We start from the raw sequence: 22,413 nt of genomic DNA, 5'->3' as shown, positions 1-22,413 counted from the left end.
ATTGGGCGCATCGCGCGCAGCGGTCGATGCGGGCTATGTCCCGAACGACTTTCAGGTCGGTCAAACAGGGAAGATCGTCGCGCCGCAGCTGTATGTGGCGGTCGGTATCTCGGGCGCGATTCAACATCTGGCCGGCATGAAGGACAGCAAGGTGATCGTCGCGATCAACAAAGACCCCGAAGCACCGATCTTCAGCGTGGCCGATTACGGTCTCGTCGGCGATCTGTTCGCTGTCGTGCCTGAACTGACCGCGCTCGCCTGACATTCAATTTTCCGAGAGACTGAAGATGGATCGAACCCGTTATCGATGGCGCATTTGCGCTTTGCTGTTCTTCGCGACGACGATCAATTACCTCGATCGTCAGGTGCTGGGTTTGCTCAAGCCCGATCTGGCGCTGCGCTTTCACTGGTCCGAGACGGAATACAGCTACATGGTGGTCGTATTCACGGCGTGCTATGCAATCGGCCTGATTCTGTCCGGGAAACTCGTGGACCGGTTCGGCGTGAAGCTGGGCTACGGTCTGTGCGTGCTCGTATGGAGCATCGCGGCGTGCGGTCATTCGATCGTGCGCAATATGCTGGGGTTTTCGTTCATGCGCGGATTGCTCGGACTCGCGGAATCCGGCAATTTCCCGGCGGCGGTCAAGGCCGTGTCGGAGTGGTTTCCGCGCAAGGAGCAAGCGCTGGCGGTCGGCATCCTGACATCGGGAACGAGCATCGGGGCAGTGGCGGCGCCCGCGATCGTCCCGTGGCTCGCGGCGAATCACGGCTGGCAATCGGCGTTTCTGATCACGGGTCTGACGGGCTTCGTCTGGCTCGGATTCTGGTACGTGATGTACTACGCGCCCGGCAAGCACGCGAAGGTGTCGACCAGCGAACTCGCTTATATCTCCGAAGGCCGTGCCGATGCGCCCGCCGCGCAGCACTCAGAAAGCTGGCTCTCGCTGCTCAGGCTGCGTTCGACGTGGACGTTCATCGTCGGCAAGTTCATGACCGATCCGATCTGGTGGTTCATGCTCTTCTGGCTGCCGTCCTACTTCTCGTCACGCTATCACCTCGACATGAAGAACCTGGGCCTGCCGCTCGTCGTGGTCTATGTCGCGACATCGATCGGCAGCGTCTCCGGCGGCTGGTTCTCGTCGATGCTGATCGCGCGCGGCTGGGACGTGCGGCGCGCACGCGAGACCGCGATGCTCGTTCTCGCGCTGCTCGTCGTGCCGATCGCGTTCTCGTCGTGGATCGACGACATGTGGGCAATGGTCGGTCTCCTGAGTCTGGTCGCGGCCGCGCATCAGGGATGGTCGGCCAATCTGTTCACGACCGCGTCGGACATGTTTCCCAAGCATATCGTCGGCTCGGTGGTGGGCATCGGCGGCATGGCCGGGGCCGTCGGCGGGACGCTGTTTCCGTTGCTCGTCGGCGCGCTGCTCGATCGCTTCAATGCGCTCGGCAATCTGAACGGCGGATACAACGTGCTGTTCGCGATATGCGCGTCGGCCTATGTTCTTGCATGGATCATCATGCGTGTGCTGCGGCCGTCCGCGCGATCCGATGAACATCGCTTCACGGGAGTCGGTTCGATGGCTCGCCCGGAGTGATGACAAAGGTCGATGGAAGCCGACGGCGCTGCCCGGCATCGTGTGTCTCGTGGCTCGGATATCGACCGACCGCATCCGGCGGATGAATGAAGCGGCCGTTCCTATCGGCTCCCCGAGGTCACACTTCGCTGCGCTTGAGAAGGTAGTCGAGACCGCCCGCGCGGAACCATCGATAGCCGTACGGTTCCAGAACGACGGTATGCAGTCCCTTCGCATTGCCCCGGCTGTGATCGTCGGAAAGCAGGTTCACGAGCACGTCGTTCTCGCCGGCTCCGAGGCCGACCCGGAACTTCACGGTGCACGCCGCGGCGCTGAAGTTGTGCAGGCAGACCACCGAGTTGTTGCGCCAGTCGTAACGCAGCGCAAGCACGTCGTCGCGCGATGCCTTGAGAATCGCGAAGTCGCCCCAGCCTATCTCGGGCACTTCCTTGCGCATGCGGATCATTCTCTCGATCCAGTTCAGCAGCGAGTTCGGATCGCGGCGCTGACTCGCGACATTCACACGTTCGTAGCCGTACGGTCCGCCCGAGATCACCGGGCGAACGGGGCGCGCATGTTTCGTGAAGCCGCCGTGCGGCTCGGTCGACCACTGCATCGGCGTGCGCACGCTTTCGCGCTCGGGCAGGCGCAGGTCGTCGCCCATGCCGATTTCATCGCCGTAGCGCACGACGGGCGTTCCCGGCAGCGTCAGCATCAGGCTATACGCAAGCTCCAGCCGATGACGGTCACCGTCGAGCATCGGCGCGAGACGGCGGCGGATGCCGCGCTTGTAGAGCTGCATATCCGGCTCGGAGCCGAACGCCGCGAACACGGTTTCACGCTGCGTGGGCGATAGCCGCCCAAGGTCGAGTTCGTCGTGGTTGCGCAGGAATACGCCCCATTGCGCGGTTGCGGCGCGCGATTTGGTCGCGTCGAGGGCGTTCTTGAGCGGGGTGGCGTCCGCGCTCGCGAGCGCATGGAACGTGTTCTGATTGACCTGAAAGTTGAACATCATCTGCAATCGCTCGCCCGCGTCGCCGAAGTATTTCATGTCGGTGTCGGGTAGCACGTTCGCCTCGGCGAGAATGATCGCGTCGCCCTTGCGCCACTGCAGGAACTCGCGAAACGTGCGCAGCATGTCGTACTGTTCGACCGGCCGTTTCACCTGCGCGCCCTTGGTGGCGATGACGAACGGCACCGCGTCCATGCGAAAGCCCGAGACGCCGAGCTGGATCCAGAAGCCCATGATCTTGAGCAGCTCGGCCTGCACCAGAGGATTGGCCGTATTCAGGTCGGGCTGAAAATCGTAGAAGCGGTGGAAGTACCACATGGCCGCTTCCTTGTCGTAGGTCCACGTCGACTTCTGCACGCCGGGGAAGACCACGCCATCCTTCGCATTTGCCGGCCGCTTCTTCGACCAGACATACCAGTCGCGATACTTCGATTCGGGATCGCGGCGCGCCTCCCGAAACCACGGATGCTGATCCGACGTGTGATTCACGACGAGATCGATCATCACGCGCAGGCCGCGTTGACGGCACGCGTGCGTGAACTCCGTGAAGTCGCCGAGGGAGCCGTAGCGCGGATCGACGTTGTAGTAATCGGTGATGTCATAGCCGTTGTCGCGTCCGGGCGACGGCTGGAAGGGCATCAGCCAGATCGTGGTGATGCCGAGTCCCTGAAGATAGTCGAGCCGCCGCAGCAGGCCCCGGAAGTCGCCGACGCCATCGCCGTTCGCGTCCATGAACGTGCCGACGGACAGGCAGTAGATGATCGCGTTCTTGTACCAGAGATCGTTGACCATGCCGATCGCGTGAAGTTGATGAACGGGTGAACCAGACGGCTCGTCCTTGCATTGCCGTTTGTGGTGTGCAAGAAGCGTTCCGGCCGCATCGCATTTTGATATGACTTGTGGCGCCATCGGAGCGCGCCGCGCATGAGTCGGTCAGCGCGCCGCCACGCGTATCAGCCTGGCCGCCGGACCCGGCTTGACGGGCGCGTCTGCCTGGTCCGCGGCGACGCGCCACTTCGGAAACGTCCCGGCGCTGTCCACTTTCCACGGCTCACCCATTTCGTCGACGTATATCGCGCCCGCGCCTCGCCCGGCCGCCGATGTCCGGCGCAGCGCGTCCGGCGCATCGCGTTCGAACGACCGGCTGCCTTGCTCGTTGAAGACGGTCGCGAGCGGCCGCCGCGCCTGGCCCGACCGGCTGAGCGGCGCGGCGAGCGGTCCTTCGGGCGCGCGCAGCACTGCGTCGGCGGGCTTGCGGCCGGCGAGGATCGCGGCAAGCAGCGCGGACGGGCCACTCGACGGCGATGCTTCGTTGGTCGTATCGTCGGCACGCTTCGCGGGGGGCGCGCTCGGTGAATCGAGTGTGAGCGGTTCGCTCGCGCCTTCTATCTGCACGACGAGAATGACGTGCCAGTCGTCCGGCGTGTTCTTGTAGCGCGGCGCGAGCGCCACGAGACGCATGCGCGCGATGTCGAAGCCCGCGTCGCGCAGCAGCAGGTATTTGGCGACGGCGAAATCCTTGCACACGCCGCCTTCGATAAAGAACCGCGCCGGCGCGTAGTAGCTGCCGTCGGTTCCGTCGCGGTAGCGGATCTCGTTGACGAGCGCGTCGGCGAGCAGCACGGCTGACAGGTCGCCGGCCTTCGAGCGCTCGCCCTTCACCTGCGCAACGAGCCGGGTCCAGCCGGCGGGCTCGCGCGTCTGGTGGATGCGCAGCGCTTCGCGCAGACGCCCGACGCGGCCGATCGCCTCCGACGATGGTTCGAGCGTCCTGTCGGCCAGCGGCAGCAGGAAGATCAGGTCGCCGACTTGCGCCAGTTCCGGGCGCATCTTGCGATTCGCTTCCCACCACGTTCCGGTGCGCAGGCGCTCGATGCCGGCTCTCAGCGCTTGAGGTGTGGCCGTATCGCTGGCGCCCGCGTCACGCGTGCCGGGTTCATCGCGTTGCGATGCTGCGGGCAGGTCCGCGGCGCCCGCGACGGCGGGCAACAGCACCGCGGCTGCTAACGAGAACTGGAGAAGGCAGACGAGCAGGCGGGCGAGCGGCATGGGTTGACTCCTGAAAGCCGCACCGGGCGCCAACGTGCCCGGTGAACGGAAGCCTCTCATGCCGGTTCAGGCCATTCGGCGTAAGGCAACGCGGGTTTGAACCAACATTGCATGCGACGTGCCAATTTGCATCGACGCTCCAGGTCGTTGATTGCACGGGAAATTTTCGCTCGATATCGCGTGCTGCGACGGCCCGGTGGTTTCCGCAGACCAACGGACGCGCGCTATCTGTTGGCGGCGTCCGGACACATTTCTCCCGAGTCTCTTCAGTTCTTCAGTGGCGCATCGATCAACTGGCCGCGAGTGCAGCCGCATGAAGAGTTGCCGCCCTTATCGCTCATGCACACGCCGCGCGCATGAACTCGGGTATCTCGACGGCTTTGAGTTTTCCATCGGCCTGCTTGATACACAGCGCGCGTGTCGCGCGAAACTCGCAGATCAGCGCCTCACCGCGCACGATCCGGTGCCGCTGAATAAAGACCTTGCCGCGCCACTCTTCAGTCGACGTGTGAATGTCGAGCGTTTCCCCGTAAGTCGCCGATGTGTGAAAGCGGCTGTGGATCTCCAGCAGCGGTGCGCCCACGCATCCGGGGAGCGACGCGATTTCCCGCCAGGGCGGCAAACCACACTGCAGGAAATAGTCATGAGATGCGGCGTCCATCCAGCGAGAGAAATTGGGGAAAAAGACGATCCCCGCCGGATCGCAATCGCCGAACTGCACGTCGACACGAAAAATCGTTTCCTTGGTCACTGGTCTGCCCGATTAGCCGAAGGTTGAACCGGCGTATTGCCACGTCCGATTGCGAATCGCACGACATTGCGCACATGCGCCGCATGATAGCCCGGCCCGTCATCGTAACGCCGTTGCCGGCTACTTGCTAGATCGATCTACTTCGCTTAAAGTTTCGTGACCGGATTCCGCACATCATCATCGCGGGCCTACTGCTGAAGGCATGAACATGAAAAGGACTGCTGTCGTAACCGGCGCTTCGCGCGGAATCGGCCGCGCTGCGGCGCTGGCGCTCGCCGCCGAAGGCTTCGACATCGCCGCCATCGCGCTCGACGACGCGAACCGGCTTCATACGCTCGTCGCCGAGGTCGAGGCGCTCGGCCGGGCGTGCCTGCCCGTCGATCTGGACATCGGCGACATCGACGCCCACGCGAGCGTGCTGGCCGCGATCGTCGAACGCTTCGGCGCCATCGACTGTCTGGTGAACAATGCCGGCGTCTCGGTGCTCAGTCGCGGCGACCTGCTCGACGTGAGCGCGCAAAGCTACGATCGCTGCCTCGACATCAACACGCGCGGCACCTTTTTTCTGACGCAGGCCGTGGCCCGGCTCATGACGGCGCAGGCGCCGGCGGGCGAGGGCGCGCGCAGCATCGTGTTCGTGACGTCGTCGAATGCGGTGGTCGCTACCGTCGAGCGCGGCGAATACTGCATGTCGAAGAGCGCGCTGTCGATGGCGGCGCGCCTGTTCGCGCTGCGTCTCGCGCCTCACGGCATCGGCGTGTTCGAGGTGCAGCCTGGCCTGATCCTGACCGGGATGACCGCGCCGTCGAAGGCGAAGTACGACGAACTGATCGCCGAGGGCATGACCGCGACGCCGCGCTGGGGCCAGCCGGAAGACGTGGCGCGCGTGATCCGCACGATGGCGGCCGGCCTGCTGCCTTATACCGTGGCGCAGGACGTTCGCGTCGACGGCGGCCTGATGATCCAACGTTTTTGAGGTGAACGATGCGTGAGCTCAACGGGCGCGGCGATCTCTGCTGCATCAACACAGGCACGCTCGGCTATCGCGAGCCGATCGAAGTGACGGCCGGACGCATCGCCGAGCAGGGCTTCGGCTGGATCACGCCGTGGCGTCAGGAGATCGACGAGAACAAGCCGCAAGCCGCCGCCAGCGCGATCCGCGCGGCCGGCCTGAAGGTCGGCGCGTATTGCCGCACGGCGTATTTCGCGGCCAACGACGCCGCCGGCCGTCGCGCCGCGATCGATTCCAACCGCCGCGCGCTGGAGACGGCGGCCGTGCTGGGCGCGCCGGTGCTGGTCGCCGTCGTCGGCGGGTTGCCGCCCGGTTCGCGCGACATCGACGATGCACGCGAGCAGATCCTCGATGGCCTCGCCGCCTTGCAGCCGACGATGAACGAGACCGGCGTGCGCATCGCGCTGGAACCCCTGCATCCGGTGTACGCGGCCGATCGCAGCCTGCTCAATACGCTCGATCAGGCGCTCGACTGGTGCGACCGGCTCGACCCGTCGCGCGAGGGAAGCTTCGGCGTGGCCATCGACGCTTACCACGTCTGGTGGGACCCGGCGCTGATGCCCGCCATCGCCCGCGCGGGTGAGCGCATCCTCGCGCTGCACGTGTGCGACTGGCTGGTCGAAACCCGCGACCCGTTGCAGGACCGCGGGATGATGGGCGATGGCGTCATCGATCTCAAGCGGCTGCGCGCGGCCGTGGAAGCAGCCGGTTATGACGGCCCCGTCGAAGTGGAGATTTTCTCGCGGCTCGACTGGTGGACGCGCCCGGCCGACGAGACCTTGCGGATCTGCCGCGAGCGCCTGTTCGAGTGCTGCTGAAGAACACCGGAGCGCCTCAGCGCCCGGCGTAGACCGGCGGCCGCCTCTCCTGAAAGCTGCGGATGCCCTCCGCCGCGTCCTCGGTGGTGGCCGCGAGCGCGCCCGCCATCGCTTCCAGTGTCGAGCCGGTTTCCTCGCCGCTGGCCGCATTGATCAACTGCTTGGTCAGTTGCAGCGACACCGGCGCGCGCGCCGCCATGTCCAGCGCCAGTCGATGCGCACGCTCCAGCACGCGCTCCTGCGGCACGGCCTCGTGCACGAGGCCGCACGCCTGCGCCTCGGCGGCTGTCACGCGCGCGCCGCTCAAGGCGAGATACTTCGCGCGGCTCGCGCCGATCAAGCGCACCAGCCGTTGCGTGCCCGACCAGCCGGGGCACGTCGCGATCGATGCCTCCGGCAGCGCGAAACAGGCCTGGCCTGCCGCGATACGCACGTCGGCGGTGATGGCCAGTTCCAGCCCGCCGCCGAAGGCATGCCCGTTGATCGCCGCGATCACGGGCTGGCGCAGCCGCGCCCATTGGTCGAAGACCTGATGACCTCGACGCACCCAGTGGCGCCACATGTCCAGCGGTTTGAGCGCGGCCCATTCGTCGATGTCGGCGCCGGCGCAGAACGCCTTCACGCCGCCGCCCGTCAGGATGACCACGCGCGTCCGGTCGTCGGCCTCCAGTTCGCGGGCGGCATCTTCCAGTCGGTCCAGCATCGCGGGCGTCAGCGCGTTGAGCCTGGCCGGCCGGTCCAACGTGACGATGGCGACGGCCGCATCGCGGACGATGGAAACGAAGCGATCAGTCATGGCGTGCCTCGCGGGGTTTGAGTCGGAGTCCGAGGGGCGCATCGGTGAAGAGCGCCGCATCCATCGGGCGCAGATCCGGGGCGACCTTCAATGCGACCTCGGCCTGATCCAGAATGTCGCGCTGCAAATCCACGCCGGGTGCGATCTCGCGCACCGTCAGCCCGTCATCGAGGAGATCGACGACACAGCGTTCGGTCACGTAAGTGATGCGCTGCCCTCGGTCGCGCCCGACGCGGCCGCTGAACGTGATCTGCTCGGCCGTCCGGACGAACTTGCGCGTGCGGCCTTCCCGGACGATGTCGAGCCTGCCGCCGCCGGCTTCCAGTTGCGCGCCGGCCGTGAAAAAGCCCGAGAACACGATGCGGCGCGCATGCGCGGTGATGTCGACGAAGCCGCCGCACCCCGCGGTCAGATAAGGTTTCGACGCGAGCCGGGAGACGTTCACGCTGCCGTCGGCGTCGACTTGCAGAAAGGAAAGAAGCGCAATGTCGAAGCCGCCGCCCTGAAAATAGGTGAACTGATTCGGCGAGGCGACGATCGCGTCCGCATTCGAGGCGCAGCCGAAGGCGAACCCGAGCAGCGGCATGCCGCCGACCGCGCCCTGTTCGATGGCCCAGGTCACTTCGCCGTGCAGGCCTTCCTCCAGCAGGATGCGCGGCACGTTGGCGGAAATGCCGAAGCCCAGATTGGCCGCACAGCCGTGCGCGAGCTCCATCGCCGCGCGGCGGGCGATGACCTTCTCCGGTCCCCAGGGCGTGGGCTCGAACGCATCCATCGGAAGCGTGATTTCGCCGCTGATGGCCGGGTCGTAGGGCGTCTGCGTGGTCTGCCACTGGTCCGGATCGACGACGACGTAATCGACCAGCGTGCAGGGCACGCGCACGTCGTGCGGCCGCAGCGTGCCGGATTTCACCACGCGCTTGACCTGTGCGATCACGATGCCGCCGTTGTTGCGCGCGGCCAGCGCCTGATCGATGCCGCCCAAGAGCGCGCCTTCGTGTTCGTAGCCGAGGTTGCCCGCTTCGTCCGCCGTGGTCGCGCGGATGATGGCCACGCGCGGCGCGATCGCCGGAAAGTAGAGCCAGTCTTCGCCGTCGAAGGGCACCTTGCGCACGATCGGCCGCGCGGCCGCGGCGGCGTTCATCGCGCAGCCCTGCAAATCGGGATCGACGAACGTGCCCATGCCAACCTTGGTCAGCACGCCGGGACGCTTCGCGGCGGCGTCGCGGTGCATGTCGAACAGGATGCCGCTCGGGATGTTGTAGGCCTCGATTTCGTTGTCGACGATCATGCGCCAGATGGCAGGCATGGGCAGCGACGACGGGCCGCTCGGATACGAGCCCGCGAGCGTGCGCGCGAGCAGACCGGGCCGGGCGAGATGATCGATGCCCTTGACGCCGTACATGTCGCCCGCGGCGATCGGGTTGAGGGTCGTGAGGTTGCGCGGCTGTCCCTCGCGCTCGAAGCGCTCGCCGATCGCCGCGAGAACCTTGTCGGGGCAGCCGAGCGCGCTCGAGGAGCTGATGCTGAGCACGTCGCCGGTTCGCACCAGCCGGGCCGCCGCTTGCGCAGTGATGATCTTGCTCATGTCGAATGCCCGCCTAGCGATGGAGGTCGAACAGCGCTGCGCCGCGCTTCATCGCATTGCGGGCGATGATGCCGCGATGAATCTCCGAGGTGCCGTCGAAGATGCGGTAGACGCGGGCATCGCGGTAATAGCGCTCGATGGCCAGCTCCTTGCAGAAGCCCATGCCGCCGAAGACCTGCACCGCGCGGTCGACCACGCGCCCGAGCGTCTCGGAGGCCTGCACCTTGACCATCGAAATCCAGTCGCGCGCGTCCTGTCCCGCGTCCATCATGCTGGCGGTGTTGAGCAGCATCAGCCGCGCCGCGTTGATCTCCATCACGCTGTCCGCGATGAGCTGCTGAATCATCTGGAAGTCGCCGATGCGCGTGCCGAACTGACGCCGGTCGCCGGCGTACCCGATCATCATTTCGAGCACGTGCGTCGCCTTGCCGATGCCGCGCGCGCCGATCAACGCGAGGCGCACGCGGCCGAGCATGTTCATCGCCAGCCTGAAGCCGTCGCCCTGGCGCCCGATCAGGGCCATCGGCTCCAGCGGGACGTCGTCGAAAAAGAGTTCGTGATGAGGCGTGCCGCGCAGGCCCATCATCCGTTGATCGCGGCCGACGGTGAAACCGGGCAGATTCTTGTCGACCGCGAAGAGCGAGATTTCCTGCTCGCCGGTGCGGGCCGACACCAGAAAGAAATCGCTCCATTGCGCATCGCTGATGAAGTGCTTGCTGCCGTTCAAAACCCAGCCGAACGCGGTCTTGCGCGCCGTGGTTTCGATGCCCTGGGCGTCCGAACCCGCTCCCGTTTCGGTGATCGCGAGTCCGCAGGTGCGCGCGCCCTGAATCGCGGGTTTCAGCCAGCGTTCGATCTGTTCGCCCTCGCAGGCGAGCAGCGCGTCGTAGACGTTGCCGAAGGCGCGCCGCACGAGGATGTCGGAGCTGTGGCCGAACTGCTCCTCGCACAGCATCGTATCGACCGTGCTCAAACCGCCGCCGCCGAGCTCGGCGGGCATGTTCACCGCATACAGGCCCAGCGCGCGGGCCCGCGCCTGCAAGCCACGCGCGATCTCGGGCGCGAGCGCGCTTTCGTCTTCCACCTGCTGTTCGAGCGGCTGCAACTCGGACCGGACGAAGCGGCGCGCGGTCTCGATCATCATTTTCTGGGTGTCGCTCAGCGTGAAGTCCATCGATCTCTCCGATTCGCGATTCAGCCCGCGCTGGTCGCAGCGACACGCAGCGACGGGTGCAGTGATACTTCGAAGGGCATGCGTTCGAGCACGTCCCGGACGAGGTCCACGCCCGGTGCGACCTCGATCAGCCGCAAGCCCTCGGCCGCGAGCTCGAAGACGGCGCGCTCGGTGACGTAGAGCACCTGCTGGCCGTCCGCGCGGGCGCGCTTGCCGCTGAACGTGATGTGGCGCACCTGCTCGACCAGCTTCGGGACCGCGCCGTGACGCCGGATGCGCACCTGCCCGTCTTCCAGTTCGGCCTCCAGCCCCTTCGCCTCGAAAGTGCCGCAGAAGACCACCTTGCGCGTGCGCTGCGTGATGTCGACGAAACCGCCCGGACCGACGATGTTCTCACCCAGCCATGAGACGTTGACGTTGCCTTGCGCGTCCAGCTCCCCCATGCCGAGGAAGGCGATATCGATGCCGCCGCCGCTGAACAGGTCGAACTGATCGTTCGATTTCAGGATCGCGCTGGCATGGCGCGTCGCGCCGAACAGGTCGCCGCCCAGCAGCTCGCCGTTGTGCGATCCCTGCTCGATCACGGTCCAGCTGATGTCCACGCCCTCCGCATGCGCCACTGCGGGAATGCCGTCGGGCAGGCCGTAGCCGAAGTTCACGCACGCGCCGGGCTCCAGCTCCTTCGCGGCGCGCTTCGCGATGATGTAGCGGATGCCCTCGGGCAGCGGCGGCGGCGTGCGCGTGCCGGGCGCCGGCATCTCGCCGCTGATGGCCGGGTCGTAGTCGAGGGCGGTGGTCTGCTTCTGGCCGGCGTACACGCAGATATCGTCGACGAGGACGCCCGGCACGGTGACCGCGCGCGCCGGCGTGATCGGCGTCGCGGACACGTCGCGCACTTGCGCGAACACGCGCCCGCCGCTGTTGTGCGCGGCGAGCGCGGCGGCGAACGCGTCGATGTCGGCGGGCTCTTCGCGCGATGTCAGATTGCCCTGCATATCCGCCGTGGTGCCGCGCACGATCGCGAAGTCGATTGCGAAGGGCTTGTACCAGAGCAGTTCCTTGCCGCCCAGCGTGACGACTTCCACCAGATCGTCCCGTGCGCGGAGGTTGACCCGGCCGCCGCCGTGACGCGGATCGGCGAAGGTATCGAGGCCGATGTGCGTGACGAGGCCGTGGCGGCCCGCGCCCGCTTCGCGGATCAGCGTCTGGATTACGCCGGCGGGCAGCGTGTAGGCCTCGACGCGCTCCTCGCGGGCGAGCTTCTGCATCGGCCTGGACCAGGTCCAGTGGCCGCCGATGACACGTTTCACCATGCCCTCGTGCGCGAAGCGGCTGATGCCGCTCTTCACGCCGTCGCCGATACCGAGGCCGTGGATCAGCGTGAGATCGCACGGATGGCCCGTCGCGAGAAAGCGGCGCTCGATGGCCTCGGTGATGTGATCGGGCTCGACCAGTCCGCCGCCCGAGCCGCTCAGTACGACGACCGCGCCGTCGAAGATCGCCGCCGCCATGAAATCCGCATCGGTCAGGTGTGCACGCTTCATTTCATTTTTCCTCGTTGCCCGTCCGTGCGCCCGCACGGACCATCAGCACGTTGAGTCCGTCCTGGATCAGCACGCCGTCCTGGTTGTGTACTTCGACCTGCAAACGCACGATGCCGCGATCGGCGCGGCGCGTCAGGCGCTTGTCCAGCACGCCGATGCGCCCCTGGACCCGGTCGCCGATGAGCACCGGCTTGTGGAAGCGATACGTCCACTCCAGCGTCGCGACGGCGGCGAAGCGCGTCGCCGCGCGGTTCTTGAGGCCGTCCACTATCGCGAGGCACAGAAGACCATGCGCGACGCGGCCGGGAAAGCCGACGCCACGCGCGAATTCGTCGTCCATGTGGACGTCGAAAAAATCGCCCGAGATGCCCGCGAACTGCACGACATGGCTTTCGGTGACGACGATGCCCGACGTCGTGAAGGCGAGACCGGGTTCGATGTCGTCGAAGAGCAGGGGATCGCTCATGAGGGTGTCCTTATTAGTCGAACTCGGGCGCATACGGAACCCGCTCGCGATTGACGATGCGGTAGTTCGTTCCGGTCAGCGCGTCGATGCGGTTCATGTCGATGCTGGAGAGCGTGAAGTCCATCACGTCGAAGTTGGACTCGATGTTCTTGCGTTGCGTCGACATCGTGTTGATCGCCACGCCTTTCTGGAGAATCCAGCGCAGCGCGACTTGCGCGGCCGACTTGCCGTAGCGCGCGCCGATCTCGTCGAAGAGCGGATATCTGAAGATCTCGCCGCGCGCGACCGAGCAGTAGGACGAGAGCGGAATGCCGGTCTCGCTTGCCGTCTCCAGCAATACACGCTGGTTCAGGAGCGGATGAAACTCGACCTGATTGGCGACGAGCGGCAGCGCCGTCGCGGCTTTCGCGGCGCGCATCATCGCGGCGTTGAAATTGCTGATGCCGATATGACGCGTCAGGCCGGCGCGCGCCGCTTGTTCGAGGCGTCGCACGGAAGGCGCGACATCGCCGTTCGCCGGCGGCCAGTGCAGCAGCAGGACATCCACCCGATCGACCTTCAGCTTCGCCAGGCTCTCTCGCAGCGAAGGCATGAAGCGTTCGTCGGAATCGTTGGCGGGCGCGATCTTGGTCGTGATGCACAGCTCGTCGCGCGCAATGCCGATGGTGCGCAGCGACGTGCCGACACCGATCTCGTTGTCGTAGAGCTGCGCGGTATCGATCGCGCGATAGCCGATGTCGATGGCGCTTTGCAGCGCGTCCAGCAGCCGCTGCCCGTTCAGCGGCCAGGTGCCGAACGATCGTTGATGGGTGCGTTCGAAAAATATGTTCATGGCGTCATGGCATCAGAATGCGGCGGCGGTCTTCGCGAAGAACGCGCGGATGCCGAGCTCCGCGTCGGAACTCGTGCGCACCGCGAGCGCCGCCGCCGGATAGGCCGCGTGCGGGTCCTTGTCGTCATCGACGATCAGGGCCTTGGCCGATGCGGCGGCGCGCGGCGATATCCGGCACAGGCGCGCGGTCCATTCTTCCAGTCGGGCCGCCACGTCCTCAGGCGTGCAGACGGCATTGACGATGCCCCACTGCAACGCGGTCGATGGATCGATTTCACGCGACAGCAGTACCGCTTCGAGCGCGCGCCCGCGCCCCGCGATGCGTTGCAGCCGGTCGCCGCCCTCCCAGCCGGGAATCGCGCCGATCGCGACTTCCGGAAAGCGCAGCCGCGCGCCGGCGCTCGCGAGCCGCAGATCGCAGCACAACGCGAGCTCCAGGCCGCCGCCGAAGCACAGACCTTCGATGACCGCCACGGTCGGGCAGCGCAGCCGCTCGAAGCGCCGGAACACCGCGTTGCCTTCGCCGATCCATCGGGTCGCGAATGCCTGCGGGTCCAGCGCCGACCATTCGCGGATATCGGCGCCGGACGAGAACACGCCGCCCGTCGTGCCGCGCAGCACGACGGCGCGAATGCCGTCGTCCCGGCCAATTTGCGCGATGTGCTCGTCGAGCGCGGCGAGCATCGCGAAGTCGAGCGCATTGGCCTTGCCCGGATTGCTCAGTTCCAGCGTGAGCACCGCGCCCTCGCGGTGCGAAAGAATCTGCCCCATCGATGCCTCCTCAGTCTTGCGACACGCCGTAGCCAGCGAGGAACGTCTTCATGCGCGCGACCGCGAGTTCGGGCTGCCTGAGCAGTCCCGCCACGTCCGCCAGTCTGAACAGATCGACGAAATACGGCAGCGCACGCATGGCCTGATGTCCGGCCAGCATCGTCATGTGCGATTGATGGCCGTTCAGGAAGGCGAGGAACACGATGCCGGTTTTATAGAAGCGCGTCGGCGCGCGGAAGATGTGGCGCGACAGCGGCACCGTGGGCGCGAGAATCTCGAGGAAGCGCTCGCGCCGTCCGGCCGCCAGTTCGCCCAAGGCGGCGGAAGCGGCGGGCGCGATGCCGTCGAAGATGCCGAGCAGCGCGTGCGAATAGCCTTGCTCGTCGCCGGCGATCAGCTCGGGATAGTTGAAGTCGTCGCCGGTGTACATCTTCACGCCGTGCGGCAACAGGCGGCGCATGTCGATCTCGCGTTGCTTGTCGAGCAGCGACACCTTGATGCCGTCGACCTTCGTCGCGGACTCGGTCATCACCTGCAGTGCGATGTCGCGCGCGGCGCTCAGGTCGCCGGTGCCCCAGTAGCGGGCGAGCGCCGGATCGAACATGTCGCCGAGCCAGTGCAGGATGACCGGCTGATCCACTTGCGCGAGCACGCGGCGATACACCGAGACATAGTCGTCGGGCGAGCGGGCCACGCGCGCGAGCGCACGGCTCGCCATCAGGATCAGACGGCCGCCCGCGGTCTGGATCGCATCGACCTGCTGCAGATAGGCGTCGACGACGGCGTCGAGCGAATCGACCGAAGCGGGATCGAGATGGTCCGTGCCGCAGCCGTTGAAGATGGGCACGCGGCTGTCGGCGAGTTCCGCGCGCGTGCGCCGGATCAGTTGCAGCGACTCTTGCCAGCCGAGGCCCATGCCGCGCTGCGCGGTGTCCATCGCCTCGGCGATGCCCAGGCCGAGGCCGGCCAGGTAGCGGCGATATTCCAGCGTCTTGTCCCAGTCGATCTTGCCGCCGCCGGACGGATCGACGTCCGCGAACGGATCGGCGACCACGTGCGCCGCCGACAGCGCGATCCGGTTGAAAGGGGCGGCCGGGCGGATGCCCTGAAGCGGCGTGCCCGTGAGCGTGTAGCGTTCCAGCGCGCCGGCAGGCGTCGGCAGTTGTAGGATGTGCATATCGGGAGGGTTTGAGTGAACGTGAGCGTGCTTCACAGGCGCGCAATGGCCAGCGCGCCGTCGACGTTGAGCACGCTGCCCGTGGCGAACGCCATCTGTCCGGAGACCAGCGCCGCGACCGCCGAGGCGACGTCCTGCGGCACGCCCCAGCGCCGCATCGGCACGAGGCCGTCGCCGATGCGTTCGTCGTAGCGTGCGGCGACGCCTTCCGTCATCGGCGTGCGGATGATGCCGGGCCGCACTTCGAAAACGCCGATCGAGAGCGGCGCGAGGCGCAGCGCGAACAGCTTGGTGAGCATGCCCAGCCCGGCCTTGGACATGCAGTATTCGCCGCGCTCCGTCGACGCCAGCTCGGCGCTGACCGATGACACCGTGACGATGCTGCGCGCGTCGTCGCTTTGGGTCGCGGCCATGTGGCGCGCCACGGCCTGAGTGAGAAAGAACGTGCCGCGCATGTTGATGTCGACGACGCGGTCGTAGGACGGCTCGTCGACATCCAGCAGATCGCCGCGCTGTCCGGCGGCCACGCCTGCGTTATTGACGAGACAGGCGATCGGCCCGCAGCCCGAAACGATGCGCTCGACGAGCGCGCGATGCGCGGCGCTATCGGCCAGATCGTGCTGGTAGAAGCGTGCGCGCGCGCCGTGCGATTCGGCGGCGGCCATCGTTTCGTTTGCGCCGTCGTCATCGATGTCGATCAGGGCGAGATCGAAGCCGCGCTTGCCCAGCTCGGCCGCGATGCTTGCGCCGATGCCGCGGCGCGCGCCCGTGACGAGCGCCAGCGGCCGGACGCGGGCCGAAGTCAGTACAGGAGATGAGGTAGCCATTCGGAGAACGCCGGCACGAAAGCCAGCAGCAGGATGGTCACGAACATGATGGCCATGAATGGCAGCATGGGCCGCACCAGATTCACCATCTTGATGTTGGCGACGCCGGTGACGATGAAACAGGCCGTGCCGATGGGCGGCGTCACGAGCGAGATGCCGACGATGGCGATGGCCAGGATCGCGAAATGGATGTCGCTGAAGCCGGCGTCCTGCGCGATCGGCAGGAACAGCGGAATCAGCAGGATGAGCGCGGGAATGCCGTCGAGCAGGGCGCCCAGCAGCCAGAACACCACCACGATGAACACCGTGAAGACGAACTTGTTGCCGGTCAGTTGCGAAGCGAACTCGGCGACCTGCTCGCCCACCGAGTTGTACGCCAGCATGTACCCGAGAATCTGCGCCACGCCGACCAGCGACAGCACGATCGCGCTGGTGCGGCCGGCCTTGATCAGAATCCCGAGCCACGCGCGATTCGGAATCGATCGCTGCAGGAGCGTGATGATGGTCACGTAGGCCACCGCCGCCGCCGCGGACTCGGTCGCCGTGAAGAAGCCCATGAAGATCCCGCCCAGGATGATGATCGGCGCACCCAGCGCGGGGATGGCGAGCACGAACGCGCGGCCCAGTTCGCGCACGCTGAAGTGGACCGGCGCCACCGGCGGCTCCGAGCGCGCGCGGTACATGATGATGAGCATCTTCGTGATGCCGACCAGCAGGGCGGGCAGCGTCGCCGCGAGAAACAGCTTCGTGACCGACATGTTCGCGACCGTCGCCAGCACGATGATGGTGATCGATGGCGGAATCAGGATTCCGGTCCCGGCCGCCGCCGCGATGATCGCGGACGACCATTCCTTGCGGTAGCCGGCCTTTTCCATCGACGGCAGCATCGCCGAGCTGATCGCCGCGGCGTCCGCGTTGACGGAACCGCTCAGGCCCGAGAACACCATCGTCGAGGCGACGGCGGAGACGCCGAGCCCGCCGGGCACGCGGCCCACCAGCAGATTCATGAAGTTGACGAGGCGTCCCGCCGAGCCCGAGTGGAAGAGAATTTCGCCGGCGAGGATGAACAGCGGCACGGCGAGCAGCGTGAACGAGTCGACGCCGTGATACATCGCCTGGGCGATGTTGGTCAGCGGCAGGCCTTGCATCAGGCCGTCGATGGTGCCGACCGCGCCGAGCGACGCGATGATCGGCGCGCCGGCGACGACGAATAGTGCGAGAAGTCCGACTGTCAGCATCATTGCGCCCTCGTCTCGGTATGTCCGTGGCCGTGGCCGTGCTGCGCGCCGGCGTCCAGATCGACATTGACGGCCAGGTCCCATGCGTGGGCCAGCAGATGGAGCAATCCGAGCGCGCTGCCGGCCGGGATCGCGGCGAACGATATCCATTGCGGGATGCCGCTCGGCGTCATCTGGTCGAGCCCGAGCTGCATGAACTGCCAGCCGCCCCAGGCCAGCGCGATGAGCAGGAAGCCCATCAGCAGCATCTGGACGAACGACGCCAGCGCAAGCCAGCGGCCGCTCAGTTTGTCTTCGAAGAGCTCGAAGGCGACATGCACCTTGTCGCGCACCCCGACCGCGATGCCGATGAAGGTCATCCAGATCATCAGGGTCACGCTGACCTCGATGTTCCACGACAGCGAGACGTGGAAGACGAAGCGGGACAGGATGCCCGCCAGAACGACGCAGAAGATCGCGAAAACCAGGACCGCTATCAACATGTCTTCGACGCTCGCGAGCATGCGCAACGCCGCAATCTTGTTGATGCTGTCCCGTGGCGCGCGCGAACACGGATCGGGTTTCATGTCGGGGAACCTCCGCTGGTTATCCGAGGGCGGGCAGGTAGCTGCCCAGTTCCGCGAAGTTCGCGCGGTACTTCGTGTAGATCGGCTTGACCGCTGCCTGGAACGCGGGAAGATTCGCGTCGTTGAACGCCACGCCGGCCTTCTTCGCTTCGGCGAGATATTTCGCATCGGAAGCCATCCACAGATCGCGCTCGTGCCGCTGAGCCTGCGCGGCGGCTTCCATGACGGCGTCCTTCTTTTTCGGGTCGAGCGCATCGAACCATTTCTTGCTCGCCAGCATCGGATCGATCGAGAAAAAGTGATTCGTGTACGAGTAGTGCTTCGCCACTTCGCTGTGGTGCTGCTGGACGAAGAAGGTGACCGAGTTCTCGGCGCCGTCGACGACACCCTGCTGCAGCGCGGAATAGATCTGGGTCGTGTCGAGCGGCGTTGCCTGCGCGCCGAGCTGGTTGAACGTCGCGATCATGATCTGGTTGCCCTGCGTACGGATCTTCAGGCCTTTCAGATCGCCGGGTTCGTTGATCGGACGCGTGCGGTTGTAGACGCTGCGCAAGCCCGAGTCGAACCAGCCCAGCAGCACGAAGCCGAGATTGTCGAGGATGCCCGCATAAGCCTTGCCGAGCGCGCCGTCCTGCGCCGCGAAGAGCGACTTCCGATCGGGAAACGCGAACGGCATCGCGAACAGACCGAGGCGCTTGTCGTAGCCTTCGAGGTCCGCCACGTTCGTCACCGTGACTTCGAGCGTGCCGTTGCGCAGTTGCTCGTTCATGCGCGTGTGGGAACCGAGTACGCCGTCCGGAAACACGCGCGCGTCGAGGCCGGTCGTTTCCTTCAGGCGCTTGGCCATCAGATTCTCGGTGATGACCTCGGGATTGTGGCGGTCGACGACATCGCCGATACGGATCGTCGGGCTGTCCGCACTGGCGAGGCGCGGCAGGCAGCCAGCGGCCGCGGACGCAGCCGTGAGCATCAACATCTTGCGGCGAGAGAGCAGATAGTCACGCATATATCGGACTCCTATGGGTCTGATGTCCATATTGCACTGCGACGGAAACGGCACGAGGAGACACTGCCGGATGCGACTGCGAAAATCTGTTAGATCGATCTACTACAGGGTAAAAGCTGAGCGGATACGGTGCAAGGAGATTTTCATAAGGGAAACCCGAACGGAGTGCGTCCGGGATGTGAAGGGCTTATTTGCGCGCGCCGCAGGTTCCGCGGATGACGAGAACGGGCTCGGATACGATGCGCGTGGGCGTGCGCGACGGCTCCGTCATGCGCTTGAGCAACAGATCGGCGGCGGCGCGGCCGATGTCGTCCTGCAAGACCTGGACCGTGGTCAGCGGCGGCTCCCAGAGCTCGGCTTCGGGCACGTCGTCGAAGCCCACGACGCCGAAGTCCGCGCCGGGTTCGATGCCGTGGGCGCGCAATCCGAGCATCACGCCGAACGCGACGATGTCGTTGCCGCACACCACGGCCGTCGGCGGATTCTTCAGCGCAAGCAGTTCGGTGATGATGCGCTTGCCGTCGTGGCGCGTCAGCGGCGACGGCACGAGCAGCCTTTCGTCGAGTTTGATCTTCGCGGCGCGCAGCGCGTCGCGATAGCCCTCGGCGCGGTCGCTGCCGGTGGAGGCGCGCATGACGCCGCCGATCATCGCGATGCGTTTGTGCCCGAGCGAAATCAGATGCGAGGTCGCGAGCGCCATGCCGCGACGATTGTCCACGCCGACGTAATCGGCCTGAAGCCCCGCGACGTAACGCGAAGCGAAGACGCACGGGATACCCCACGCCAGCACCTGACGCATCTGGGCCGCCGTGGTCGACTCGGTCGGACAGACGATGAGGCCGTCGATGTTGTGCTGCCGCACGGTGTCGAGGAAGCGGCTTTGCCGTTCGAGCGATTCGTCGGTATTGCCGAGCAGCGTGATGAATCCCTGCGTGCTCAGGCTCGCCTCGATGGAGCGGACCAGCATCGTGAAATACGGATTGGCGAGGTCGTTGACGACGACGCCGACGGTGTTCGTCTGATTGCTGCGCATGCCCGCCGCGTGGCGGTTGTAGACGTAGCCTTTGCGCTTGAACGCTTCCAGCACGCGTTCGCGCGTGGCTTCGGAGATGCGCGGGCTGTTGCGCAGGACGAGCGAGACCGTTGCCCTGGACAGGCCGAGATCGTTGGCGATATCCAGCAGCGTGACGGGAGAACCAGGTTTGCCTCGGGTCATTGGAACGGTCGATGAGTCGTATGCCCGGAGTGTATCCGAATCGGCGGCGAGGCTCGCTTTTCGGTCAGCCATGCCCGAGGCCGAAGAACTCGGCGACGATCTCCGCCTGATTCTCCAGCAGATGGCGCCCGAGATGGATGCGGTGGCCGCGTTCTTCGGCCTGACGCAGCAACCGCGTCCGTTCCGGCTTCATGATGATGTCCGCCACCAGGACGCGGCGTTCGAGCCGGGCGAGGTCGAACGGCAACGGATCTCCGGCCGCCATGCCGCAGGGCGTCGCGTTGACGACCATATCGACGTCCTCGGGTTCGGGCGTGCCGGCCGACACGCTCACATCCGGATAAGCGTGCGCGAGCTCCGCGATCAGCGCGTCCTGCTTCGCGCGGTCGACGTCGATCAATTGCAGCGCTTTCACGCCCGCGCTCGCCAGCGCATGCGCCAGCGCCTTTCCGGCTCCGCCGGCGCCGGCCTGAAACACCGACATGCCGCGCGGCTCGTGGCCCTGTTTGCGCAGTCCGCGCGTGAAGCCTTCGCCGTCATACATCTCGCCGACCCATTCGCCCGATTCGACGCGGCGCATGCAATTGATCGCGCCCGCTTTCTGCGCGATGGGCAGCAGCCGGTCGACGAGGCCGGTCATCGATATCTTGTGCGGCACCGTGACGACGATGCCGTCGAGATTGCCGACCTGCTTCAGCCCGGCGATGGCCGTCTCGAGCGAAGCGGCCGGAATCTGCATCGGCACGAGCACCGCATTCACGCCCATGCGCTGGAATATCTCGTTGAAAACCAGCGGCGAGCGCGCTTGCGCGATCGGGTCGCCGACGATGGCGAAGAGGCGGGTGTCTCCGCCGACGGCGGCATTCAGCACGGAAGTCATGATGGCGAGTCCGGGTTGACGATCATGGGTCGATGATTGGCCGACGAGGCGATCAGCGCGTCGATCAGCAGATGAACGTCCAGCGCGCTGCGCAATGAGGCGACCGGCTCGGTTCCGCGCGCGGCGGCGTCGATGAAATTGGCGATAACGGCCTGGTGCGCGTGATGAGAGAAGGCCATCGGGTTCGCGCCCGAACCGAGCGAAGCCGTTTCGCCTTCGTCGAGCGCGGTGCCATCCATGTACTGCACGACGAGCCTGCCGCCGCCGAGCGTGGCGCTGCCGTTGCTGCCGCTGATTTCGATGCGCTCGGGAAAGCCCGGAAAGATGGCCGTGCTCGCGTGCAGCGATGCGACGCAGCCGCTTCGATATTTCATGACGCCCGCCACGGTGTCTTCGCACTCCATGCGGTGCGCGCGGCTGGTGATCGCGTAGGAAAAGACTTCGTCCGGGAGGCCGACCAGCCACAGGAATAGATCGAGCGTGTGGATGGCCTGCGTCATCAGCACGCCGCCGCCGTCGCGAGCGCGCGTGCCGCGTCCGGGTTCGTCGTAATAGGACTGCGGACGCCACCAAGGAACGGCGATGCTCGCGCTGTGGATTTCGCCGAGCGCGCCTGCGTCGAGCAGTTGACGCAGCTTGCGCGCCGCGTCGCGCGTGCGATGTTGCAGCACCGCCGCCGCGACGATGCCGCGTCCCTCGCATAGCGCGACCAGTTCACGCGCGCGGGACGTGGTGACGTCGATCGGTTTCTCGACCAGCAGATGTTTGCCGGCCGCCGCGATCTTTGCGCCGAGTTCGAGATGCGTGTTGGGCGGCGTCATCAGCAGCACGCCGTGGACGTTTTCGTCGGCGAGCGCGGTGTCGAGGTCCAGCGTCACGCGCGCATGCGGCAACTGCCGGGCGAACGCGCTCGCGCGTTCCTCGGACCGGGCGACGACGTGCCGCACGGTCGCGCGGTCCCGCAATGCCAGAAGGCTCGCCAGATGCGGCGCGGATGCCATGCCCGCGCCCACCACGGCGAGGTTGAAGCCGGTCTCGTTCATGTCTGTTGTCTCCGTCGAAAGACAATAAGGTAGATCGATCTAATTGTCCAGCCGCCGATGTGCGCCGGCG

22 protein-coding genes are annotated in these 22,413 nt (G+C 66.1%); 4 read left to right on the top strand and 18 right to left on the bottom strand.

The genetic code is table 11. The annotated features are described in order from the left end of the window. Together U4Y90_RS33575 and U4Y90_RS33570 are read left to right on the top strand one after the other, a co-directional pair. On the top strand, positions 1-262 hold a 262-nt coding region (locus U4Y90_RS33575), incomplete at its 5' end, for an electron transfer flavoprotein subunit alpha/FixB family protein (RefSeq protein ID WP_321801196.1). A gap of 25 nt (positions 263-287) precedes the next feature. Further along, positions 288-1,598, top strand: a complete 1,311-nt coding sequence (locus U4Y90_RS33570; RefSeq protein ID WP_321801194.1) for an MFS transporter — start codon at positions 288-290, stop codon at positions 1,596-1,598. Positions 1,599-1,716: 118 nt separating this feature from the next. On the opposite strand, the gene U4Y90_RS33565 is transcribed toward U4Y90_RS33570, so the two are convergent. From U4Y90_RS33565 to U4Y90_RS33555, 3 genes are all read right to left on the bottom strand, one after another. Further along, a complete protein-coding gene (locus U4Y90_RS33565) occupies positions 1,717-3,381 on the bottom strand; it encodes an alpha-amylase family protein (RefSeq protein WP_321801193.1) in 1,665 nt (554 codons plus the stop codon). Positions 3,382-3,522: 141 nt separating this feature from the next. Next, positions 3,523-4,638 carry a transglutaminase domain-containing protein gene (locus U4Y90_RS33560; RefSeq protein ID WP_321801191.1) on the bottom strand — a complete coding sequence of 372 codons (1,116 nt, stop codon included), beginning with the start codon at positions 4,636-4,638 and terminating at the stop codon, positions 3,523-3,525. Positions 4,639-4,975: 337 nt separating this feature from the next. Then, positions 4,976-5,389, bottom strand: a complete 414-nt coding sequence (locus U4Y90_RS33555) for a thioesterase family protein (RefSeq protein WP_321801189.1) — start codon at positions 5,387-5,389, stop codon at positions 4,976-4,978. A gap of 208 nt (positions 5,390-5,597) precedes the next feature. Here U4Y90_RS33555 and U4Y90_RS33550 point away from each other — a divergent pair, with 208 nt between their 5' ends. Together U4Y90_RS33550 and U4Y90_RS33545 are read left to right on the top strand one after the other, a co-directional pair. After that, positions 5,598-6,365: a 3-ketoacyl-ACP reductase gene (locus U4Y90_RS33550; protein WP_321801187.1), complete on the top strand. Its 768-nt coding sequence runs from the start codon at positions 5,598-5,600 to the stop codon at positions 6,363-6,365. An 8-nt stretch (positions 6,366-6,373) separates the two neighbouring features. Beyond that, positions 6,374-7,219: a sugar phosphate isomerase/epimerase family protein gene (locus U4Y90_RS33545; RefSeq protein ID WP_321801186.1), complete on the top strand. Its 846-nt coding sequence runs from the start codon at positions 6,374-6,376 to the stop codon at positions 7,217-7,219. 16 nt (positions 7,220-7,235) lie between these two features. Here the strand turns inward: U4Y90_RS33545 and U4Y90_RS33540 are convergent, their stop codons facing one another. The 15 genes from U4Y90_RS33540 to U4Y90_RS33470 form a co-directional block, all read right to left on the bottom strand. Beyond that, on the bottom strand, positions 7,236-8,015 hold the full coding sequence (locus U4Y90_RS33540; RefSeq protein ID WP_321801184.1) for an enoyl-CoA hydratase/isomerase family protein: 780 nt from the start codon (positions 8,013-8,015) through the stop codon (positions 7,236-7,238). After that, the gene (locus tag U4Y90_RS33535; protein WP_321801183.1) at positions 8,008-9,603 is read right to left on the bottom strand and encodes an acyl CoA:acetate/3-ketoacid CoA transferase; all 1,596 of its coding nucleotides are present in this window, start codon (positions 9,601-9,603) and stop codon (positions 8,008-8,010) included. The genes U4Y90_RS33540 and U4Y90_RS33535 overlap by 8 nt, the downstream gene beginning before the upstream one ends. 13 nt (positions 9,604-9,616) lie before the next feature. Further along, positions 9,617-10,777, bottom strand: coding sequence for an acyl-CoA dehydrogenase (locus U4Y90_RS33530; protein WP_321801181.1), 1,161 nt, complete (start codon positions 10,775-10,777; stop codon positions 9,617-9,619). A 20-nt stretch (positions 10,778-10,797) separates the two neighbouring features. Further along, complete coding sequence (locus U4Y90_RS33525; RefSeq protein WP_321801180.1) at positions 10,798-12,321, bottom strand: acyl CoA:acetate/3-ketoacid CoA transferase; 1,524 nt, start codon at positions 12,319-12,321, stop codon at positions 10,798-10,800. A gap of 1 nt (position 12,322) precedes the next feature. After that, a complete protein-coding gene (locus U4Y90_RS33520) occupies positions 12,323-12,787 on the bottom strand; it encodes a MaoC family dehydratase (RefSeq protein WP_321801179.1) in 465 nt (154 codons plus the stop codon). 13 nt (positions 12,788-12,800) lie between these two features. Beyond that, a complete protein-coding gene (locus U4Y90_RS33515; RefSeq protein WP_321801177.1) occupies positions 12,801-13,619 on the bottom strand; it encodes an aldo/keto reductase in 819 nt (272 codons plus the stop codon). A 12-nt stretch (positions 13,620-13,631) separates the two neighbouring features. Beyond that, complete coding sequence (locus U4Y90_RS33510; RefSeq protein ID WP_321801175.1) at positions 13,632-14,390, bottom strand: enoyl-CoA hydratase/isomerase family protein; 759 nt, start codon at positions 14,388-14,390, stop codon at positions 13,632-13,634. Positions 14,391-14,400: 10 nt separating this feature from the next. Next, a complete protein-coding gene (locus U4Y90_RS33505) occupies positions 14,401-15,567 on the bottom strand; it encodes a dihydrodipicolinate synthase family protein (protein WP_321801174.1) in 1,167 nt (388 codons plus the stop codon). A gap of 32 nt (positions 15,568-15,599) precedes the next feature. Next, positions 15,600-16,394 (bottom strand): 3-ketoacyl-ACP reductase, encoded by a 795-nt coding sequence (locus U4Y90_RS33500; RefSeq protein ID WP_321801172.1) that lies wholly within the window; start codon positions 16,392-16,394, stop codon positions 15,600-15,602. Then, positions 16,370-17,635: a TRAP transporter large permease gene (locus U4Y90_RS33495; RefSeq protein WP_321801170.1), complete on the bottom strand. Its 1,266-nt coding sequence runs from the start codon at positions 17,633-17,635 to the stop codon at positions 16,370-16,372. The genes U4Y90_RS33500 and U4Y90_RS33495 overlap by 25 nt, the downstream gene beginning before the upstream one ends. Continuing rightward, positions 17,632-18,135: a TRAP transporter small permease gene (locus U4Y90_RS33490; RefSeq protein ID WP_321801169.1), complete on the bottom strand. Its 504-nt coding sequence runs from the start codon at positions 18,133-18,135 to the stop codon at positions 17,632-17,634. Before U4Y90_RS33490 ends, U4Y90_RS33495 begins: the two co-directional genes overlap by 4 nt. An 82-nt stretch (positions 18,136-18,217) precedes the next feature. Continuing rightward, a complete protein-coding gene (locus U4Y90_RS33485) occupies positions 18,218-19,204 on the bottom strand; it encodes a TRAP transporter substrate-binding protein (protein ID WP_321801167.1) in 987 nt (328 codons plus the stop codon). 187 nt (positions 19,205-19,391) lie between these two features. Beyond that, positions 19,392-20,420 (bottom strand): LacI family DNA-binding transcriptional regulator, encoded by a 1,029-nt coding sequence (locus U4Y90_RS33480; RefSeq protein ID WP_321801166.1) that lies wholly within the window; start codon positions 20,418-20,420, stop codon positions 19,392-19,394. Between the two features lie 64 nt (positions 20,421-20,484). Beyond that, entirely contained in the window at positions 20,485-21,300 is an 816-nt protein-coding gene (locus tag U4Y90_RS33475; protein ID WP_321801164.1) for a shikimate dehydrogenase, read from the bottom strand. After that, the gene (locus U4Y90_RS33470; RefSeq protein WP_321801162.1) at positions 21,297-22,343 is read right to left on the bottom strand and encodes a Gfo/Idh/MocA family oxidoreductase; all 1,047 of its coding nucleotides are present in this window, start codon (positions 22,341-22,343) and stop codon (positions 21,297-21,299) included. Before U4Y90_RS33470 ends, U4Y90_RS33475 begins: the two co-directional genes overlap by 4 nt. Positions 22,344-22,413: the final 70 nt, after the last annotated feature.

It is taken from the genome of Caballeronia sp. J97, assembly GCF_905220305.1.
Taxonomy (GTDB): Bacteria; Pseudomonadota; Gammaproteobacteria; order Burkholderiales; family Burkholderiaceae; genus Caballeronia.
Note: the sequence above shows the minus strand (reverse complement) of the source record. Positions and strands in the feature narration are given on the sequence as shown.

Coding starts and splice junctions, on each gene's coding strand:
- U4Y90_RS33505 (WP_321801174.1), bottom strand. CDS start 15,567: ATGCACATCCTACAACTGCCGACGCCTGCCGGCGCGCTGGAACGCTAC.
- U4Y90_RS33560 (WP_321801191.1), bottom strand. CDS start 4,638: ATGCCGCTCGCCCGCCTGCTCGTCTGCCTTCTCCAGTTCTCGTTAGCA.
- U4Y90_RS33500 (WP_321801172.1), bottom strand. CDS start 16,394: ATGGCTACCTCATCTCCTGTACTGACTTCGGCCCGCGTCCGGCCGCTG.
- U4Y90_RS33515 (WP_321801177.1), bottom strand. CDS start 13,619: ATGAACATATTTTTCGAACGCACCCATCAACGATCGTTCGGCACCTGG.
- U4Y90_RS33535 (WP_321801183.1), bottom strand. CDS start 9,603: ATGAGCAAGATCATCACTGCGCAAGCGGCGGCCCGGCTGGTGCGAACC.
- U4Y90_RS33490 (WP_321801169.1), bottom strand. CDS start 18,135: ATGCTCGCGAGCGTCGAAGACATGTTGATAGCGGTCCTGGTTTTCGCG.
- U4Y90_RS33480 (WP_321801166.1), bottom strand. CDS start 20,420: ATGACCCGAGGCAAACCTGGTTCTCCCGTCACGCTGCTGGATATCGCC.
- U4Y90_RS33495 (WP_321801170.1), bottom strand. CDS start 17,635: ATGATGCTGACAGTCGGACTTCTCGCACTATTCGTCGTCGCCGGCGCG.
- U4Y90_RS33475 (WP_321801164.1), bottom strand. CDS start 21,300: ATGACTTCCGTGCTGAATGCCGCCGTCGGCGGAGACACCCGCCTCTTC.
- U4Y90_RS33570 (WP_321801194.1), top strand. CDS start 288: ATGGATCGAACCCGTTATCGATGGCGCATTTGCGCTTTGCTGTTCTTC.
- U4Y90_RS33550 (WP_321801187.1), top strand. CDS start 5,598: ATGAAAAGGACTGCTGTCGTAACCGGCGCTTCGCGCGGAATCGGCCGC.
- U4Y90_RS33510 (WP_321801175.1), bottom strand. CDS start 14,390: ATGGGGCAGATTCTTTCGCACCGCGAGGGCGCGGTGCTCACGCTGGAA.
- U4Y90_RS33520 (WP_321801179.1), bottom strand. CDS start 12,787: ATGAGCGATCCCCTGCTCTTCGACGACATCGAACCCGGTCTCGCCTTC.
- U4Y90_RS33485 (WP_321801167.1), bottom strand. CDS start 19,204: ATGCGTGACTATCTGCTCTCTCGCCGCAAGATGTTGATGCTCACGGCT.
- U4Y90_RS33530 (WP_321801181.1), bottom strand. CDS start 10,777: ATGGACTTCACGCTGAGCGACACCCAGAAAATGATGATCGAGACCGCG.
- U4Y90_RS33525 (WP_321801180.1), bottom strand. CDS start 12,321: ATGAAGCGTGCACACCTGACCGATGCGGATTTCATGGCGGCGGCGATC.
- U4Y90_RS33470 (WP_321801162.1), bottom strand. CDS start 22,343: ATGAACGAGACCGGCTTCAACCTCGCCGTGGTGGGCGCGGGCATGGCA.
- U4Y90_RS33545 (WP_321801186.1), top strand. CDS start 6,374: ATGCGTGAGCTCAACGGGCGCGGCGATCTCTGCTGCATCAACACAGGC.
- U4Y90_RS33565 (WP_321801193.1), bottom strand. CDS start 3,381: ATGGTCAACGATCTCTGGTACAAGAACGCGATCATCTACTGCCTGTCC.
- U4Y90_RS33540 (WP_321801184.1), bottom strand. CDS start 8,015: ATGACTGATCGCTTCGTTTCCATCGTCCGCGATGCGGCCGTCGCCATC.